Annotated in this window: 18 protein-coding genes and 2 tRNA genes; 12 read left to right on the top strand and 8 right to left on the bottom strand. The window is 62.7% G+C overall.

Features of this window, described 5'->3' with window-relative positions:
* The 3 genes from ctaD to ACXIUA_RS02160 all read left to right on the top strand — a co-directional run bounded on the left by ctaD (position 1) and on the right by ACXIUA_RS02160 (position 3,878).
* On the top strand, positions 1 to 1,737 hold the full coding sequence (gene ctaD / locus ACXIUA_RS02150; RefSeq protein ID WP_457975983.1) for an aa3-type cytochrome oxidase subunit I: 1,737 nt from the start codon (positions 1 to 3) through the stop codon (positions 1,735 to 1,737).
* Positions 1,738 to 1,863: 126 nt separating this feature from the next.
* A complete protein-coding gene (gene serB / locus ACXIUA_RS02155; RefSeq protein ID WP_457975984.1) occupies positions 1,864 to 3,129 on the top strand; it encodes a phosphoserine phosphatase SerB in 1,266 nt (421 codons plus the stop codon).
* A complete protein-coding gene (locus tag ACXIUA_RS02160; RefSeq protein WP_457975985.1) occupies positions 3,126 to 3,878 on the top strand; it encodes a peptidyl-tRNA hydrolase in 753 nt (250 codons plus the stop codon). The genes serB and ACXIUA_RS02160 overlap by 4 nt, the downstream gene beginning before the upstream one ends.
* On the opposite strand, the gene ACXIUA_RS02165 is transcribed toward ACXIUA_RS02160, so the two are convergent.
* Positions 3,841 to 5,802, bottom strand: coding sequence for an ATP-dependent DNA helicase (locus ACXIUA_RS02165; RefSeq protein ID WP_457975986.1), 1,962 nt, complete (start codon positions 5,800 to 5,802; stop codon positions 3,841 to 3,843). The two genes, ACXIUA_RS02160 and ACXIUA_RS02165, sit on opposite strands and share 38 nt — an antisense overlap.
* 15 nt (positions 5,803 to 5,817) lie before the next feature.
* On the bottom strand, positions 5,818 to 7,155 hold the full coding sequence (locus ACXIUA_RS02170) for a nicotinate phosphoribosyltransferase (RefSeq protein ID WP_457975987.1): 1,338 nt from the start codon (positions 7,153 to 7,155) through the stop codon (positions 5,818 to 5,820).
* Between the two features lie 118 nt (positions 7,156 to 7,273).
* Between ACXIUA_RS02170 and clpS the strand changes: the two genes are divergently transcribed.
* The 7 genes from clpS (at position 7,274) to rdgB (ending at position 11,996) form a co-directional block, all read left to right on the top strand.
* The gene (gene clpS / locus ACXIUA_RS02175; protein WP_071565662.1) at positions 7,274 to 7,573 is read left to right on the top strand and encodes an ATP-dependent Clp protease adapter ClpS; all 300 of its coding nucleotides are present in this window, start codon (positions 7,274 to 7,276) and stop codon (positions 7,571 to 7,573) included.
* Positions 7,574 to 7,597: 24 nt separating this feature from the next.
* Positions 7,598 to 8,140, top strand: coding sequence for a DUF2017 domain-containing protein (locus tag ACXIUA_RS02180; protein ID WP_070361986.1), 543 nt, complete (start codon positions 7,598 to 7,600; stop codon positions 8,138 to 8,140).
* Between the two features lie 4 nt (positions 8,141 to 8,144).
* Positions 8,145 to 8,936, top strand: coding sequence for a rhomboid family intramembrane serine protease (locus ACXIUA_RS02185; RefSeq protein ID WP_457975988.1), 792 nt, complete (start codon positions 8,145 to 8,147; stop codon positions 8,934 to 8,936).
* Between the two features lie 6 nt (positions 8,937 to 8,942).
* The gene (murI, locus tag ACXIUA_RS02190; protein ID WP_070361988.1) at positions 8,943 to 9,749 is read left to right on the top strand and encodes a glutamate racemase; all 807 of its coding nucleotides are present in this window, start codon (positions 8,943 to 8,945) and stop codon (positions 9,747 to 9,749) included.
* A 95-nt stretch (positions 9,750 to 9,844) separates the two neighbouring features.
* Positions 9,845 to 10,621 carry an MBL fold metallo-hydrolase gene (locus ACXIUA_RS02195; RefSeq protein WP_070361989.1) on the top strand — a complete coding sequence of 259 codons (777 nt, stop codon included), beginning with the start codon at positions 9,845 to 9,847 and terminating at the stop codon, positions 10,619 to 10,621.
* Positions 10,622 to 10,644: 23 nt separating this feature from the next.
* Positions 10,645 to 11,376, top strand: a complete 732-nt coding sequence (gene rph, locus ACXIUA_RS02200) for a ribonuclease PH (RefSeq protein WP_070478462.1) — start codon at positions 10,645 to 10,647, stop codon at positions 11,374 to 11,376.
* Positions 11,373 to 11,996, top strand: coding sequence for an RdgB/HAM1 family non-canonical purine NTP pyrophosphatase (gene rdgB / locus ACXIUA_RS02205; RefSeq protein ID WP_457975989.1), 624 nt, complete (start codon positions 11,373 to 11,375; stop codon positions 11,994 to 11,996). Before rph ends, rdgB begins: the two co-directional genes overlap by 4 nt.
* Positions 11,997 to 12,005: 9 nt before the next feature.
* Here rdgB and ACXIUA_RS02210 read toward each other — a convergent pair whose 3' ends face one another.
* Both ACXIUA_RS02210 and ACXIUA_RS02215 read right to left on the bottom strand, forming a co-directional pair.
* On the bottom strand, positions 12,006 to 12,374 hold the full coding sequence (locus ACXIUA_RS02210) for a DUF3817 domain-containing protein (RefSeq protein WP_256007924.1): 369 nt from the start codon (positions 12,372 to 12,374) through the stop codon (positions 12,006 to 12,008).
* A 13-nt stretch (positions 12,375 to 12,387) separates the two neighbouring features.
* Entirely contained in the window at positions 12,388 to 12,873 is a 486-nt protein-coding gene (locus tag ACXIUA_RS02215; RefSeq protein ID WP_070478458.1) for a hypothetical protein, read from the bottom strand.
* A 366-nt stretch (positions 12,874 to 13,239) separates the two neighbouring features.
* On the opposite strand from ACXIUA_RS02215, the gene ACXIUA_RS02220 reads away from it, so the two are divergent.
* A tRNA-Leu gene (locus ACXIUA_RS02220) sits at positions 13,240 to 13,320 on the top strand.
* A 643-nt stretch (positions 13,321 to 13,963) separates the two neighbouring features.
* Here the strand turns inward: ACXIUA_RS02220 and ACXIUA_RS02225 are convergent.
* Both ACXIUA_RS02225 and bcp read right to left on the bottom strand, forming a co-directional pair.
* Complete coding sequence (locus ACXIUA_RS02225; protein WP_071573756.1) at positions 13,964 to 14,182, bottom strand: hypothetical protein; 219 nt, start codon at positions 14,180 to 14,182, stop codon at positions 13,964 to 13,966.
* An 18-nt stretch (positions 14,183 to 14,200) separates the two neighbouring features.
* Positions 14,201 to 14,692, bottom strand: a complete 492-nt coding sequence (bcp, locus tag ACXIUA_RS02230; protein WP_070975250.1) for a thioredoxin-dependent thiol peroxidase — start codon at positions 14,690 to 14,692, stop codon at positions 14,201 to 14,203.
* A 70-nt stretch (positions 14,693 to 14,762) separates the two neighbouring features.
* On the opposite strand from bcp, the gene ACXIUA_RS02235 reads away from it, so the two are divergent.
* Entirely contained in the window at positions 14,763 to 15,038 is a 276-nt protein-coding gene (locus ACXIUA_RS02235; RefSeq protein ID WP_070361996.1) for a DUF3618 domain-containing protein, read from the top strand.
* A 51-nt stretch (positions 15,039 to 15,089) separates the two neighbouring features.
* Here ACXIUA_RS02235 and ACXIUA_RS02240 read toward each other — a convergent pair whose 3' ends face one another.
* Positions 15,090 to 15,653 (bottom strand): isochorismatase family protein, encoded by a 564-nt coding sequence (locus ACXIUA_RS02240; RefSeq protein WP_256007926.1) that lies wholly within the window; start codon positions 15,651 to 15,653, stop codon positions 15,090 to 15,092.
* A gap of 131 nt (positions 15,654 to 15,784) precedes the next feature.
* Positions 15,785 to 15,860: transfer RNA gene (locus ACXIUA_RS02245), tRNA-Lys, on the bottom strand.
* Between the last annotated feature and the right edge of the window lie 205 nt (positions 15,861 to 16,065).

Below are 16,065 nucleotides of genomic sequence, written 5' to 3' on the forward strand. Positions count from 1 at the left end.
ATGACCGCTGCGGCGCCAAGGCTGGAGACAAAAGTCCAGTCGACACGTCCAGAGCCAACTGGCAATGGCCGGATCGGCTCTCAGATTTATAAGCAGCTCACCACGACAGACCACAAAGAGCTGGGCATCATGTACATCATCATGTCCTTCATCTGGTTCTTCGTTGGTGGCTTGATGGCTCTGCTGATCCGTGCTGAGTTGTTCAGCCCGGGCCTGCAGTTCCTGTCCAACGAGCAGTTCAACCAGCTGTTCACCATGCACGGCACCGTGATGCTGCTCGCATTCGGTACGCCAGTCGTATGGGGCTTCGCCAACTACGTCCTGCCTTTGCAGATTGGCGCGCCGGACGTGGCGTTCCCACGTCTGAACGCGTTCGGCTTCTGGATTACGTCCGTCGGTGTTTTCGCGATGCTGGCTGGGTTCTTGACCCCGGGTGGTGCGGCTGACTTCGGCTGGACCATGTACATGCCGCTTGCTGACGCAACGCACACCCCATCCGTATCCGCGAACCTGTGGATCGTCGGTGTGGGCGCAACCGGTATCGGTACCGTCGCATCCGCGATCAACATGCTGACCACCGTGCTCACCATGCGTGCGCCAGGCATGACGATGTTCCGTATGCCAGCGTTCACCTGGACCGTGTTCGTCACCTCGATCATCGCGCTGATGATCTTCCCGCTGCTGCTCGCTGCTGCACTGGGCGTGCTGTACGACCGTCTGCTGGGCGGCCACATCTACGACACTGCAAACGGTGGCGCAATCCTGTGGCAGCACCTGTTCTGGTTCTTCGGACACCCTGAGGTGTACGTCCTGGCGTTGCCGTTCTTCGGCATCATCTCTGAGATCATCCCGGTCTTCTCCCGTAAGCCAATGTTCGGCTACATCGGCCTGATCTTCGCAACGCTCGCGATTGCTGGCCTGTCGATGGCTGTGTGGGCACACCACATGTTCGCAACCGGTGCCGTTCTGCTTCCGTTCTTCTCCTTCATGACCTTCCTGATTTCCGTCCCGACCGGTGTGAAGTTCTTCAACTGGGTGGGCACGATGTGGAACGGACACATCACCTTCGAGACTCCGATGCTGTGGGCGATGGGCTTCCTGTTCACGTTCCTCTTCGGTGGTCTGACCGGTATTATGCTGGCTTCGCCACCGCTGGACTTCCAGCTGCATGACTCCTACTTCGTGGTTGCGCACTTCCACTACACCCTGTTCGGTACCGTGGTGTTCTCCGCAATCGCTGGTGTCTACTTCTGGTTCCCGAAGATGACCGGCCGCATGCTGGACGAGCGCCTGGGCAAGATCCACTTCTGGTTCACGTTCATCGGCTTCAACATGACCTTCCTGGTCCAGCACTGGCTGGGCAACATGGGTATGCCACGCCGCTACGCTGACTACCTGGATACCGACGGCTTCACGCTGCTGAACCAGATCTCCACGGTCGGTTCCTTCATCCTGGGCATCGGTATGCTGCCGTTCATCTGGAACGTCATCAAGTCCTGGCGTTACGGCGAGATTGTCACCGTGGATGACCCATGGGGCTACGGCAACTCGCTCGAGTGGGCAACCTCCTGCCCGCCACCGCGCCACAACTTCACCGCGCTGCCACGTATCCGCTCCGAGCGTCCTGCGTTCGAGCTGCACTACCCGCACATGGTGGAGCAGCTGCGCCGCGAGGCTCACAGCAACCACAAGGCTGATACCCCAGCAACGTGGAAGGGCACGAACTCCGGGAAGTAACCAGATGGTGAACCCCTCATCCTGACAGATCAAACCCCTCATCGGTTCTCCGATGAGGGGTTTTGTGTTGTCAAAAGGTGCTACCCTCATCACAGTCAGCCAGTAACACGAAGGAGTACACCACCAATGACGGCGTTTGAGGTAGAGCTGCAAGCAGGTCTCAAGCCTGCGGTTATCACCGCGTCGGGCCCAGACCGCCCAGGCGTATCGGGATCGTTCTTTACCACCCTGTCGCGCCATAACGTGCAGCTGCTCGATGTGGAGCAGACGGACTTCCGGGGAAGCATGATGCTGGCAGCCTTCGTGGGCATGGACCCAAACGACTTGGTGGACATCGAGCGCGAACTGCGCGTTGCCCTGTGGGACTACGGGCAGCGAGTCACAATCGAGACGGATGTGTCTGAACGCTCCGAGCGTCGCCCCCGCTCTACTCACGTGGTGGTGGTCCTTGGCAATCCGGTCACAGCGGAAGCGGTTTCCAGGTTGGGGACGGAGTTGGCGTCGGTAGGCGCCAACATTGACACGATTCGTGGCATCGCGCAGTACCCGGTGACGGGCCTGGAGCTGTGCATCACGATGCCGAATTACTCGCCGGGCGACGGGCAGGAGATTCGTAAGAAGCTTGCGGAGATTTCCGCTGAGCTGGGCATCGACATCGCGATGGAGCACGCGGGCCTGCACCGCAGGATGAAGCGCCTGGTGTGCTTCGACTGCGACTCAACCTTGATTACTGGTGAGGTCATCGAGATGTTGGCGGCGCACGCGGGCCGTGAGGCAGAGGTTGCCGCGGTGACAGAGCGCGCGATGCGCGGCGAGCTCGACTTTGAGGAGTCGCTGCGTGAGCGGGTGAAGGCGCTCGCGGGTCTCGACGCGTCCGTTATTGACCAGGTGGCGAAGGACATCGTGCTCACGCCTGGTGCAAGGACCACGATTCGTACGCTGAACTCGATGGGGTTCCGCACCGCAGTGGTGTCCGGTGGATTCATCCAGGTGCTGGAGGGGCTGGCGGGGGAGCTGGAGCTCGACTACGTGCGCGCGAACACTCTCGAAATTGAGGATGGGAAGCTGACGGGTCGGGTGATCGGCAAGGTGGTGGACCGCCAGGCGAAGGCGGAGTTCCTGCGCGAGTTTGCTGAGGACAGCGGCCTGCGCATGGACCAGACGATCGCGGTGGGAGATGGCGCGAACGATATTGACATGCTGTCGGTCGCTGGCTTGGGCATCGCGTTTAACGCGAAGCCGGCACTGAAGGAAATCGCGGACGCGTCGGTCAACCACCCGTTCCTGGACGAAGTGCTCTACATGATCGGCATTCCGCGCGACGAAATTGATGACTCGAACGAGCGCCAAGGTATCGACGGCCGCGTTGCGCTGACGAGCCCTGAAGCATGAGTAGAGAGCTAGCCTGGCAGCTTCTGCACGAATGCACCAGCGCTGACTACCGGCAGCGCAGCGAGGATCCGCGCAACCTTGAAACGGTGCAGGCGATGCAGCTAGTGATCAACCTGCCGAAGCAGGATCCGCCGCCGCGAAACGCCATGCTTGTCGACGCCGCCCGCGCCACCGTCGCCGTCTGCCTCGCGGAGCAAGCGGGCCAGGCTGGTCCGTGGCGGGAGCACCTGCGGTGCTGGTACGACCACCGCATCCGCAAGGTCACGCGCCGTGCTCGGAACAAGGCATGGCGGGACGTGCAGTCTGTCCCGGGTGTGACGGTTGGGTCGGTGCGGGCGTTCGTGCCGACCGCGGTGTGTGATGTGCCGCATGAGGTGGCGAAGCTGCAGATAAAGGGAACGGACCTGCCTCTGGAGTCCGTGGAGGGGCAGGTGGGGGCGTCGCTACCTGTGATTGTGGTGGATGCCGGGCTCGAGATGTCCGCGGGGAAGGCGGCGGCGCAGGTGGGGCATGCGTCGATGCTGCTTGCAGCGCAGCGCCCGCTCGAGTGGGTGCAGGCGTGGGCCGAGGACGGCTTCCCGTTGAGCGTCCGCGAGGCGGACAGCGACGTGTTCGCGGAGTGCCTCGCGTACGCACGCGAACACGACGGCGTGGTGGTTGCCGACGCCGGCTTTACCGAGGTCGCGCCAGGTTCGGTGACAGCGCTCGCGTTTAGCGAGCCGCCACTAAGCGTTGCAGCGCGCCTCTGACGGTATCTGGGTTCGTGGTCTCCCAGAAAGCTGGGAGACTGCGGCGCAGGAAGGACCCGTAGCGCTTCGTCACTAAGCGGTTGTCGAGCACGGCGACGACGCCGCGGTCACTGACCGAGCGCAACAGGCGGCCCGCGCCCTGCGCCATGAGGAGGGCGGCGTGTGTGGCGGAGACCTCCATAAACCCGGAGCGCCCGGCAGCATCCGCGGCGTTGGCGCGAGCCTGCAGCAGCGGGTCGTCGGGGCGGGGGAATGGGATGCGGTCGATGATGACGAGGGAGAGGGCGCGGCCGGGGACGTCGACACCCTGCCAGAGGGTCAGCGTGCCGAACAGACAGCTGTTCTCGTTGCGGGCGAACTTGTCCACGAGCGCGCCGGTCGAGTCCTCGCCCTGCAGCATGATGTCGAAGGGGAGCCGGGTGCGCATCGCCTCCGCGGCCTGCTGGGCGGCGCGGCGCGAAGAGAACAGACCGAGTGTGCGGCCACCAGCGGCGGTGATGAGCTCGGCGATCTCGTCGAGCGTCGCATCCGACAGGCCGTCGCGGCCCGGGGCAGGCAGGTGCTTGGCGGTGTAAAGGATGCCCGACTTCGCCGGGTCGAAAGGAGTGCCGGCGTCGAGGCTGTCCCAGGTCTTGTCCGGAAGCCCCCAGGAGGCCGCCATGGCGTTGAAATTACCGCCGACAGTCAACGTGGCGGAGGTGAGCACCACTGTGTGCTCACCGAAGAGCTTCTCCCGCAGCAGCGCAGCGACGGAAAGGGGTGCGACGGCGACGGAGTCGTCGTACTTGTCAGAGCGCGTCAGCCACACTACGTCGTAATGTTTGGCAGGGTCGTCCTCGTCGAAGACCTCGAGGATGCGGACGGTGGCGTCGTGCAGGTCCTCGAGGTGGTTCTTGAGGTTGCCGCGCTCGGCGGCGGTTTCCGGGTCGTTCGCGGCCTCGCCCTCGGGGGCGTCGGCGATGGCGTTGCGGGTGCGCCACAGTGCGTCGCGCACCCCGGTGAAGGCGCCGCGCGCGGGATCGGAGATGCGTTCCCAGCGGCCGGGCTCCTCCAGGGCGAGGGCTGCGCTGAAGTCGTCGGCGACGTCTTCGAGCACCGCCTTGTCCGCGCCGAGCTTGCCCGCACGCCGTGCAGCGAGCGTCAGCGCGCGGGCGGACAGTTCGTTGGTGGCCACGGAAGTGATACGCCCGTCGAGTTCGTGGGCCTCGTCGATGATGACGACGTCGTGCTCCGGCAGCACGTCCACGTCGGCGAGTGCGTTGATCGCCAACAGCGCGTGATTCGTCACCACCACGTCGACGGAGCGGGTCTTCTCCCGCGCAAGCTCCGCGAAGCACTCCTCGCCGTGCGGGCAGCGGCTGGCCCCCAGGCACTCGTTGGAGGTGACGGACACCTGGCGCCACGCAAGGTCGGGCACACCGGGCTCGAGGTCGTCGCGGTCGCCGGTCTCGGTGTCCTGCGCCCACTCGGCGACGCGCTTGACGTGCTTCCCCAGCCAGGAAATGTCGTCTTCCTCGATGAGCGCTTCAGGGGTCTCCTCGTCTAGCCCGATCTTGTGTAAGCAGACGTAGTTGTTGCGCCCCTTCTGGATGGCGAAGGTGGGGCGGCGCTCCAGAAGCGGTTCGAGGGCGTCGGCGAGCCGGGGCAGGTCACGCTCGACGAGCTGGCGCTGTAGCGCGATGGTGGCCGTCGATACGACGACCGTGCTGTCCGACTGCTGCGCGTGCCGAATTGCGGGGATGAGGTAGGCGAGCGACTTGCCGGTGCCTGTGCCTGCCTGGACGGCGAGGTGCCGGCCGGCGTCGATCGCTTTGGTGACGGCCTTCGCCATCGCGACCTGCCCGGGGCGCTCTGCGCCACCGAGAGCGGCGACGGCGGCCGCGAGCAGGTCTTCGGTCGTTTGGGCGAAAGGCTGGTCACTCACGTCGGGAAAGTCTACCTACTCGGTGGGCTCAGGGAAGCCGACGAAGCGCGTCGGGATCGCCGCGTCGCCCTTCGCCAACGCCAGGCCCTCCCACGGCAGGGTGGTGCGCGCGGTGTTGTGCAGCTCGCGGGCGGTCTCGAGCTCGTCATGCTTGTCGACGACCTCTCCATCCCGAATCAGCGGTACCACCAGGTCGCGGTACTCGAGGGCTGGCTTGGTGTCGATCTCCGCGCGCAGTGGGTAGATGAGCTCCGCCACCGCGACGCCGGAGGCGCGGTAGGCGCGCTTGGCCAGCTTTGCACCGCCGTAGGTGCGCTTCCCGGAGGAACGCTTGGCCACGGGGTGGCCGTCGACCTCTACAAGCTTGTACACCAGCGTGGCCGTCGGTGCGCCGGAGCCGGTGACCACCGAGGTGCCGACGCCGAAGCCGTCGACAGGGTCGCCGCGCAGGCCCGCGATGGCGAATTCGTCGAGGTCGGAGGAGACAATGATCTTGGTGTTGAACGCGCCGGCCTCGTCGAGCTGGGCGCGCACGCGGCGCGAGACGATGCCTAGGTCGCCGGAGTCGATGCGGATCGCGCCGAGCTCAGTGCCCGCGACCTCGAGCGCGTGCTCGATACCCTTGGTGATGTCGTAGGTATCGACGAGCAGCGTGGTGTCCTTGCCCAGGCTTTCGACCTGCGCCTTGAACGCGGAGACCTCGTCGGGGCGGCCCTCCTCGTCGACGTGCAGCAGCGTCCACGCGTGGGCGGCGGTGCCGGAAGCTGGGATCCCGTAGCGGTGGGAGGCTTCCATGTTGGAGGTGCCGACGAACCCCGCGATGTAGGAGGCACGCGCAGCAGAGACCGCTGCCTGCTCGTTGGTGCGGCGCGAGCCCATCTCGATGATCGGGCGGCCATCAGCTGCCGTGACCATGCGGGATGCAGCGGAGGCGACCGCGGAGTCGCCGTTGAGGATCGAGAGGATGACTGTTTCTAAGATCACGCACTCGGCGAAGGTGCCGCGCACCGTCATGATGGGGGAGTAGGGGAAGTAAATATCGCCCTCGCGGTAGCCGTCGACCTGGCCGGAAAACGAGTAGTCCCGTAGGTATTCCCTGGCCTCGTCGGAGAGGAAGTCGAGCGCCTCGATCTGGGCGTCGGTGAATCGGAAGTTCTGAATCGCGTCGACAACTCGGGCGGTGCCTGCGACGACGCCGTAGCGGCGGTCATTCGGCAGGCGGCGGGTAAAGACCTCGAAGGCGCACTGTCGGTATGCGGTGCCGTCTTGCAGGGCAGCGTCGAGCATCGTCAGTTCGTACATGTCCGTCAGGAATGCCGTCGAGTAGTTGGGGTGGGCCTGGTTTTGCATCATGTTCGATGAGTGTAGTGGGTCGACGGGCTTGGTTGGCGTATTAGCACACAATGCGGGCGGGCGTCGTGTTTCCGAAGCAGGTAAGGTGGTGCACATGAAAAAGACAGGAATTGTAGCGATGAGTTCGCCGATGGCGTCTCCTGAGCTCGACGAAGCCATCGACGTCGAGGTTGCGACGAGCGAAAACCTGCCGTGGATGTGCATAGTGTGGGACGACCCCGTCAACCTGATGAGCTATGTCACCTACGTTTTTCAAACAGTCCTGGGCTACGACCGCAAGCGCGCTCAGGAGCTCATGATGCAGGTGCACACCGAGGGGAAAGCGGTGGTGTCCTCTGGTGAAAAAGACAAGGTCGAGGGCGACGTGAAGAAGCTGCACACCGCTGGCCTCTGGGCAACAATGCAGCAGGCCGGATAGGCCAGGGCAAGGAGAGAGTAGCGAATGCAAGCTTGGCGGAAGAAGAAGGGCCTGTTGCGCTCAGGCATCAAATTTACGACGCTGTTTGACCCCCTCGAGCGCGAGATCATCGGGGACTTGACGGCGACGGTGTCCGAGGCGTTGATCGCTAGGGCGCAGTCCGCGCCGCGCGACGAGTTCTCGGAGATGATGGGGCTGTCTGTGGGCCACTCCGAGGCGCCGACGGACCCGAAGCTAGCCCGCCTGCTGCCGGACTTTGAGCGGGAGCAGGACGAGGAGTTCGAGGGCGACAACGGCCTGCTTCGCAGCTTGCACGAAAACGACATCATCAAGGCGAAGCTGACCAACCTGCAGGTGGTCAACGAGGCGCTGGGCCCAACCGGTGGCGTTGAGGTGACCATCGAGGAAGAGGAGGCACACCAGTTCCTGGCGGCGCTCAACGACATGCGCCTGTACGTCTCGGCCGACGACCGCGGCGGCGAGGCCGCCGAGCAGCAACGCGCGCAGCTCATCGAGTGGCTGGCGTTCTGCCAGGAGTCGCTGCTGCAGGCGATGATGGGCGAGTAAGCATATGACGCAACCTCCACACGCACCGAGGCCAGGCTGGGGCTACGGCCAGACTGGGCAGCCGGGTTACGGCAAGCCCTTCGACCGGCCGTTCTCGCACCCGGACCAGCAGCTTGCCGCGTTCGGCGTCGACCCTGCGATGGACCCCGCCGCGCAGCGCAAGAGCAAGTTCAAGCAGCAGCGCAGAACCGGGCTGCTGTTCGCCCTTGGCTACATCGCGATTATCTGGGCCGTGCACATCCTGAACATGGCGGTGTTCGGCGGGGCGCTCAACGACTTTGGCGTGCACCCGCTGGATCTGACCAGTATTTGGCACATCTTCACTTCGCCGCTGCTGCACGCTGACCTGGACCACTTGATCGGCAACACCGGATTGGGTGCGCTCTTCGCGTTCTTGGTGGGGTACTCCGGTAAGCGGGTGTTCTGGGAGGTCACGGCCTTCGTGGTGCTGATTGGCGGCATCGGAACCTGGTTGTTTGGCGGTATCGGCACGAACCACATTGGTGCCTCGGGCCTGGTCTACGGGTGGCTGGCGTACCTGCTGGTGCGCGGCTTCTTTAATAGGTCGGCGGGCCAGGTGTTGCTTGGTGTCATCCTCGGGTTTACGTACTCGGGTCTGATGTGGGGTGTGCTCCCACTGGTCGAAGGCGTCAGCTGGCAGGCGCACCTCTTTGGAGCGATTGGCGGCATGGCGGCGGGCATGATTATCACCTCGGACGACCCGCCGGAGCTTGCGATGAAGAAAGCGCAGAAGAAACAGCGCAAGAATCCGAATCAGCCCTATGGGCTAGGATGATGTGACGTGAAAACGCTCGAGAACAATGCTCCTATCGGTCTTTTCGACTCTGGCGTGGGCGGACTGACGGTAGCCCGCGCCGTCATAGACCAGCTGCCCAACGAGTCGATGATCTACATCGGCGATACCGCGAACAGCCCGTACGGCCCGCAGCCGATTGCGCAGGTGCGCCAACACGCAATGCGTATCGCCGACGAACTCGTCGCCCGCGGCTGCAAGATGCTGGTCATCGCCTGCAACACGGCCACTTCCGCATTCTTGCACGACGCCCGCGAGCGCTACGACATCCCAGTTGTTGAGGTGATTCAACCAGCGGTGCGGCGCGCAATCGCGACGACGCGAAATAACAAAATTGGTGTCATCGGTACGCAGGGCACCATCACCTCCGGGGCATACCAGGACCTGTTCGCGCTCAACTCAAATTTGGAGGTGACGGCCACTGCCTGCCCGCGGTTTGTCGAGTTCGTGGAACGTGGCGTGACGTCGGGCCCGGAGATCCTCAGCATTGCCAAGGAGTACTTGGCGCCGCAGCGCGAAGCGGGCGTCGATACGCTGGTGCTGGGCTGCACCCACTATCCGCTCCTCTCTGGCATCGTGCAGCTTGCCGTAGGGGACGACGTCACACTCGTGTCCTCAGCGGAGGAGACTGCGAAGGACGTGCTCCGCATCCTCACTGAGCGCGACTTGCTGGCGGATCCTGAGGTGGAGCCAACGAGGACTTTCGAGTCCACCGGCGACCCGGCAGTGTTTGACTCCCTCGCGACGCGCTTCCTTGGGCCGATGGTGCACGCCGTAAACCACCCCATGAGCTAGGCCACAGCTGCCGGTTTTTACTGACATGGCTACAAAACTGAGCGTTTTTAGTGGAAACGTTAGAAATTGCGTAGTTTTCATGGCACAGTAATTCCATGAAGTTGACCATTCTCGGGTGTTCAGGGAGTTTAGGCGCCCCCGGTAATCCCGGCTCGTCCTATGTGATCAGTACTCCGGGCAACCCGGACATACTGATGGACTTTGGGCCAGGCGCCTTGGCTGCGATGCAGACGCGCGAAGAAATGGATCCTTCCAACGCGCACCTGATTTTTTCGCACCTGCACGCGGATCACTGCTCTGACGTGCCCTCGCTGCTGGTATGGCGGCGCTACCACCCGGAGAAACCCGCGGAGTGCGCGCATAAGCTGTACGGCCCAGGCCACGCTGCGACGCACTTTGGCCGCATGGCCGCGAACACCGCCGACGAGGTCGACGACATCAGTGACACCTTTGACGTACACACGTGGAGCCCACGAACCCCGGTTGAGATAGATGGCGTGCAGGTCACCCCGTTCCCGGTGGATCACCCGGCGCAGGAATCGCACGCGCTGCGGGTCACGTGCAAGAAGACCGGCGCGACGCTGGTCTACTCGGGCGATAGCGGGGTCACGCCTAACCTAGTCGAGGCGGCCCGCGACGCAGATCTCTTCCTCTGCGAGGCCGCCTGGGGTCCGACATCCGAGGGGATGGCGCCCGGCATGCACCTGTCTGGTGAAGAAGCGGGGCGGATTGCGCGCGAAGCGGGCGTCAAGAAGCTCGTGGTTGTGCACATCCAGCCGTGGGCGGACCAGCAGGCCACGCTTGAGGCCGCTGCGCGCGAGTTCGGCGGGCCGACGGTGCTCGGCGAGCCCGGCGCCTGCTTCGAGCTGTAACGCAGTGCGTTACCCTGGAGGGCATGACAACTTCTGATTTTCTGCGCGCAGACGGGCGCGCGCTCGACGAAATGCGCCCGGTGCGTATCACCCGCTCATTTACCTCGAACCCGGCAGGTAGCGTCCTTGTAGAGTTCGGCAACACCCGCGTCATGTGCACCGCCTCCATCGAGGAAGGCGTGCCGCGCTTCAAGAAGGATTCCGGCGAAGGTTGGCTGACCGCCGAATACTCCATGCTCCCGGCCGCAACCCACGAGCGCATGCCACGCGAATCGATGCGCGGCAAGGTGAAGGGCCGCACCCACGAGATCTCCCGCCTGGTCGGGCGTTCGCTGCGCGCTGCGGTGGACCTGCGCCAGCTGGGGGAGAACACGATCCAGCTCGACTGCGACGTCCTCCAGGCCGATGGCGGTACCCGCACTGCCTCCATCACCGGCGCGTACGTCGCGCTTGCGGACGCCATCTCCGTCCTCAAGGAGCGTGGCGTCGTACCGGGTGAGCCGCTGCTCGCACCAGTCGCCGCAGTCTCCGTAGGGATTATCGACGGCCGTGTTTGCCTCGACCTGCCGTACGAAGAAGACTCCCGCGCTGAAGTTGACCTCAACGTAGTCATGCAGGAGGGCGACAACTTCGTCGAAATTCAGGGCACCGGCGAGCACGGCCTGTTCGGCCGCGAGGAGCTCAACCAGATGCTCGACGTGGCACAAAAGGGCTTGAACGAGCTCATCCAGGCGCAGAAAGCCGCGCTAGCATGACGGTAAGGGTGCTGGTTGCGTCCAATAACGCAAAGAAACTCAAAGAACTCCAGCAGGTGCTCGACGACTGCGGCATCGACGGCGTGGAACTCGTCGCGCTCGGCGAGGTGGAGCCGTACCCGGAGCCGAAAGAAGACGGGCTGACGTTTGAGGAGAACGCGCTGATCAAGGCGCGCGCCGGGGTAGCAGCCACCGGGCTGCCGTGCGTGGCGGACGATTCCGGCCTGGCCGTCGCCGCGCTCAACGGGATGCCGGGTGTGCTCTCCGCCCGCTGGTCTGGGCATGCTGGGCAGCACGGCGCCGTAGACACCGACACCGCGAACAACAACTTGTTGCTCGCACAGATGGCGGACATCGCTCAGCGTGACGCGGCGTTCGTGTCCTGCTGTGCGCTCGTGACCCCGCAAGGTGAGGAGTTCACCGCCGAGGGCCGCTGGGAGGGTAGCCTGCTCGAAGCGCCGAAGGGCGAGCACGGCTTCGGCTATGACCCGATCTTCCAACCAACCGACACCCCCGGTCGCTCATCAGCGCAGCTCACACCGGAAGAGAAAAACGCCCGCTCACACCGTGGGACGGCGTTGCGGGCGCTGGCACCGCGCATCGCGGCGCTTTGTAGCTAGCGTGGGCAGCTAGCGTAGCTGGAACGTGCGCGTGACCTCCTTGCGGCGCTTCGCCTCCACCCAGAAAGACAAGAAGGGGACGACGCCAGAAATCGCGGTCACCGCCCACGTCTGCGCAGCCCAACGGGCCTTCAGCCCCAGGTTCAGCGATGTGACCAGGAACAGGATGTACGCCAGGCCGTGCACGCGCGCCACCCACTCCAGCATGGACACGTCCATGTGCAAGAGGTACTGCATGATCATGCGCGCACACAGGAGCAGCAGCAGGATGCCTGTTGCCCACGCTGCGACAGAGAACGCCGTGAGTGCCTGCTTTACTCGGCGCTGGCGCTCCGGGTGAATCTTGGGTGCTGCTGCGTTTGGCTGCGGCTGGGTCATGCTTTCAGGCCTCTCACTTTCTGTTCGGTTCGCTCTTCGGCTCGCTGTTTGGTTCGCTGTTTGGATCCGCCGAACCACGACGGCGTGGTGCGAGCATTGAGTTGTATTCTTCCACATCGAGAGTAGGACGCTCCGGCAGGAAATCCTCATCAATCTCCACCGGATCACGGTTGCCGTCCGCACCGTAGCGTGCAAGGTCCGCCTCGTAGAGCTCATCCATCGACCCCGATGCGTTCAGCGCATCAATCTTTTCGTTCTCCATCTTTAACCCCGCCTTGTAGGCGTAGACGAAAAACGCACCGAAGAACGGCCACTGCAACGCGTACCCCAGGTTCTGGAACGTTCCTGTCCCAGACTGGTAGCGGGTCCACTGCCAGTACGCCAGCAGACAGCACGTAATCACCGCGGCGAAGAGCAACACGACGTGCCATGCGCGAACCCGAACGTGCCGACGCTTCGGCGCGCCCTCTTCACCTGGGAAACTGTTTTGCTCGCTCACAGTGCTTCAGTCTAGCAACAACACTTATCGACGCCCCCTCCGACAAGTTTTGCGGCCCCGATACTTGTTCTGCGGTTGCGTGTGTCCGCGGGGCGGAAACATTTGGCGTCTTGCCGCTGACAGGTGGAGCAGATCGCGTGTCCGCGCGGCGGACAACGGGGGAGTGGATCCTGTGTCCGCGGGGTGGAAGATGAAAAGGGGGTTGTGTGTCCGCGCGGCGGAAACATTTGATGTCTTGCCGCGGACAGGTGGAGCAGATCGCGTGTCCGCGCGGCGGACACCTCCGCCAACCTGGTAGCAGCAGCCCCGGTCCTTCCTGCTAGTTTGTGCCCACTTGTGCAGTGTGTAGGATGAAAGGCGCTTTATGCGCCCGTGGCGGAATTGGCAGACGCGCTGGATTTAGGTTCCAGTGTCTTTGACGTGTGAGTTCAAGTCTCACCGGGCGCACAAGAGGAAAGAGCCTCCGGGATTGCAAATGACGCAGTGTCGGAGGTTCTTTTGTGCGCGCCGCAAAAGCCAAAAGCTGGGCTTAAGGGACATTTTGTGTGTAACTAACTGTGTCCAGCCCACCCTTTTCTCACGCCTAAGCTGGGGTTCCACTGATGATCAATGCCGGTACCGAATTCTTTCGGTCCGTCGACCTTTTCCCGTTGACCTCTTCCGGTCGACCTACTCCGGTTTACCAACGCAGGTCAGCGCAAAATCGGCAAAATAGCCCCAAAACCATCCAAATCGGGCTGACCTGGGTTGGTCGACGCAATGAGGTCGACCGGAACACCCGAGCGCCTCGATGCGACCAGAATTGTGCACGTCAAGGGCTTTGCGCGTCCCCCTGGCTATATGTGGCCGCGCAACGCGCAGGCGGCTGGTTCTAGTCCCCTAGAGCCCTCGATGCCGCGGGTCCCTGCGCTACCCGCAGACTCCAGATCACACACCAGGCGTCATTCGGTGTTGATTTCTCAAAACGGGCGAATGGAACTGTTTTGAAAACCATATCTGGTTGTTGGCCGAGGTCATCCCGGGAAACCAGATAGATTTATACACACAAAATGTCCCTTAAGCCAAAAGCTGAGTAGCGGAAGCCGCAAAACTACGGCGCGTCGATCGGGAACTGGACGGAGCCGTCCGTCGACTGGGTGGGTGCTTCGTCCTGCTCCGGCCCGTAGATGAGCCAGCCGCCGAGGGCGACCAAGGCCGCGATCGCGATGGTCGCGATGACTGCGCGCTGCTTCTTGGGCTCGGCAGGGCGGTCGGGGTTGTACTCGTCTTTGAGGTAGGGGTCTTGGTTTGGCGTCGTATTCTTATCCACGGCGCCAAAGATATCATCTTATGCGCCGGTGGTTGCATTCAGGTCCCAGTCGCGCAGGATGCGCTCGACGTGGCCGGTTGCACGAACGTTGTACTGTGCCTGCTCAACCTTGCCGTCGGCGCCAACGAGAATGGTGGAGCGGATGACGCCCTGCACGATGCGGCCGTAGTTGTTCTTCTCGCCGAATGCGCCGTAGGCGGTCATGGTTTCCTTGGACGGATCGGAAAGCAGGGTGATCTTCAGATCGTGGTCTTCGCGGAACTTCGCCAGCTTTTCTGGCTTGTCGGGGCTGATGCCGACGACAGCGATGTTGGCGTCGTTAAACACTTCGAGGTGCTCGGTGAAGTCGCAAGCTTCCTTGGTGCAGCCCGGGGTGTTGGCGCGTGGGTAGAAGTAGACAATAACGCGCTTGCCGGCGAAGTCTGCAAGCGAAACGGTTTCGCCTTTGTCGCTGGTCAGGGTGAATGCGGGGGCGGTGTCGCCTTGTTCGAGTCGAATGTTGTCAGTCATAATTCCCCGTTTTACACTAGATTGGTTGGAAGTTCTGTAAATAGTTAACACATCTAGGAGTATGTAGATCGTGGCACGAGATATTCATGACATTGAGCGCAGCCTTGCAGAGACCCGCTCGAAGCTCGCTAGCACCCTCGATGAGCTCGCAGACCGCGCTCAGCCATCCAACCTTGCAGACAGCGCGAAGAGCGAAGCTGCTAACTGGCTGCAGGATGAGACCGTCCAGAAGGTCCTGATTGGTATCGGCGTTGGTGTCGCAGCACTTGTTGGCATCAAGGTGTTTAACAGCCGCAAGCGCAAGAGCGAGCTGAAGAAGCTGCAGGAGCTGCTCTCTCAGCGCTAAAACGCGCAGAAGAGTGCCCCGCCCTCCACGTTGGAGGAGCGGGGTTTTCTGTTACTTGGCGACGATCGTCGCACCTGCCGCTTCCATCTCACGCAGTGCGGCCTGCCCACGCTCCTCGTCGACGGGGGAGCACAGGTCGGCGAGGACGCGGACGTCGAAACCCTCCTTGCGGGCATCAAGCACCGTGGCGCGCACGCAGTGGTCCGTAGCGATGCCGCACACATCAATGGCAGTGACGCCGTGCTCGCGCAGCCAATCGCCGAGCAGTACATCGCCGTCAGTGACGCCCTCAAACCCGGAATAAGCAGCGGTGTAGTGCCCCTTCCGGAAGTACTTGTCAATACTTATCGACGCCAGCGGCGCGCGCAGCTGTGCGCCATCGGTGTCAGCAACGCAGTGGACTGGCCACGTATCCACAAAATCCGGGTCCTGCGAGAAGTGGGTGCCAGGGTCGATGTGCCAGTCCTGCGTGGCGAGCACGAAGTCGTAGTCGTCTCTGTGTTCTTCGAGCAGTGTGTGCACGCCTTCGGCGACGAGATCACCCTTCGCGGTGCCGAGGGAACCGCCGGGGCAGAAGTCATTTTGGATATCAACAAGGATGCAAGCGACAGTCATGCCGATAGCCTAGCCGGTGGCGCGCCTGCTCGGGGCGTTTCAAAGTATGGGGGAATTTATGGGGGATTTGGGTTAAGATACGAAAAAGCCCCTGGCCTGCGGTACTGTTCCCGCTGGTCAGGGGGTTAAGGTGGTGCGCCATCAGGGAATCGAACCCCGAACCCACTGATTAAGAGTCAGTTGCTCTGCCAATTGAGCTAATGGCGCTTGTTGTCTTGGAGGCTGTCCTCGTTGGCAACGTTGAATACAGTAACACTAAGGTTTGCAAGGTGTAAAATCGCCTGGTCAAGGTGGTTATTTTCGATCGTTATGGAACGGTTATCGTTTCGGGTCGTTGTAAAGTAGCGTTTCGTTGTGCTGGGGCGATAGTGTTGTTGGTTGCTAAAACTTCGGGTGTTGTGAGGAAGCGAGA

The sequence above is a fragment of the Corynebacterium sp. UMB8791 genome (assembly GCF_054166365.1).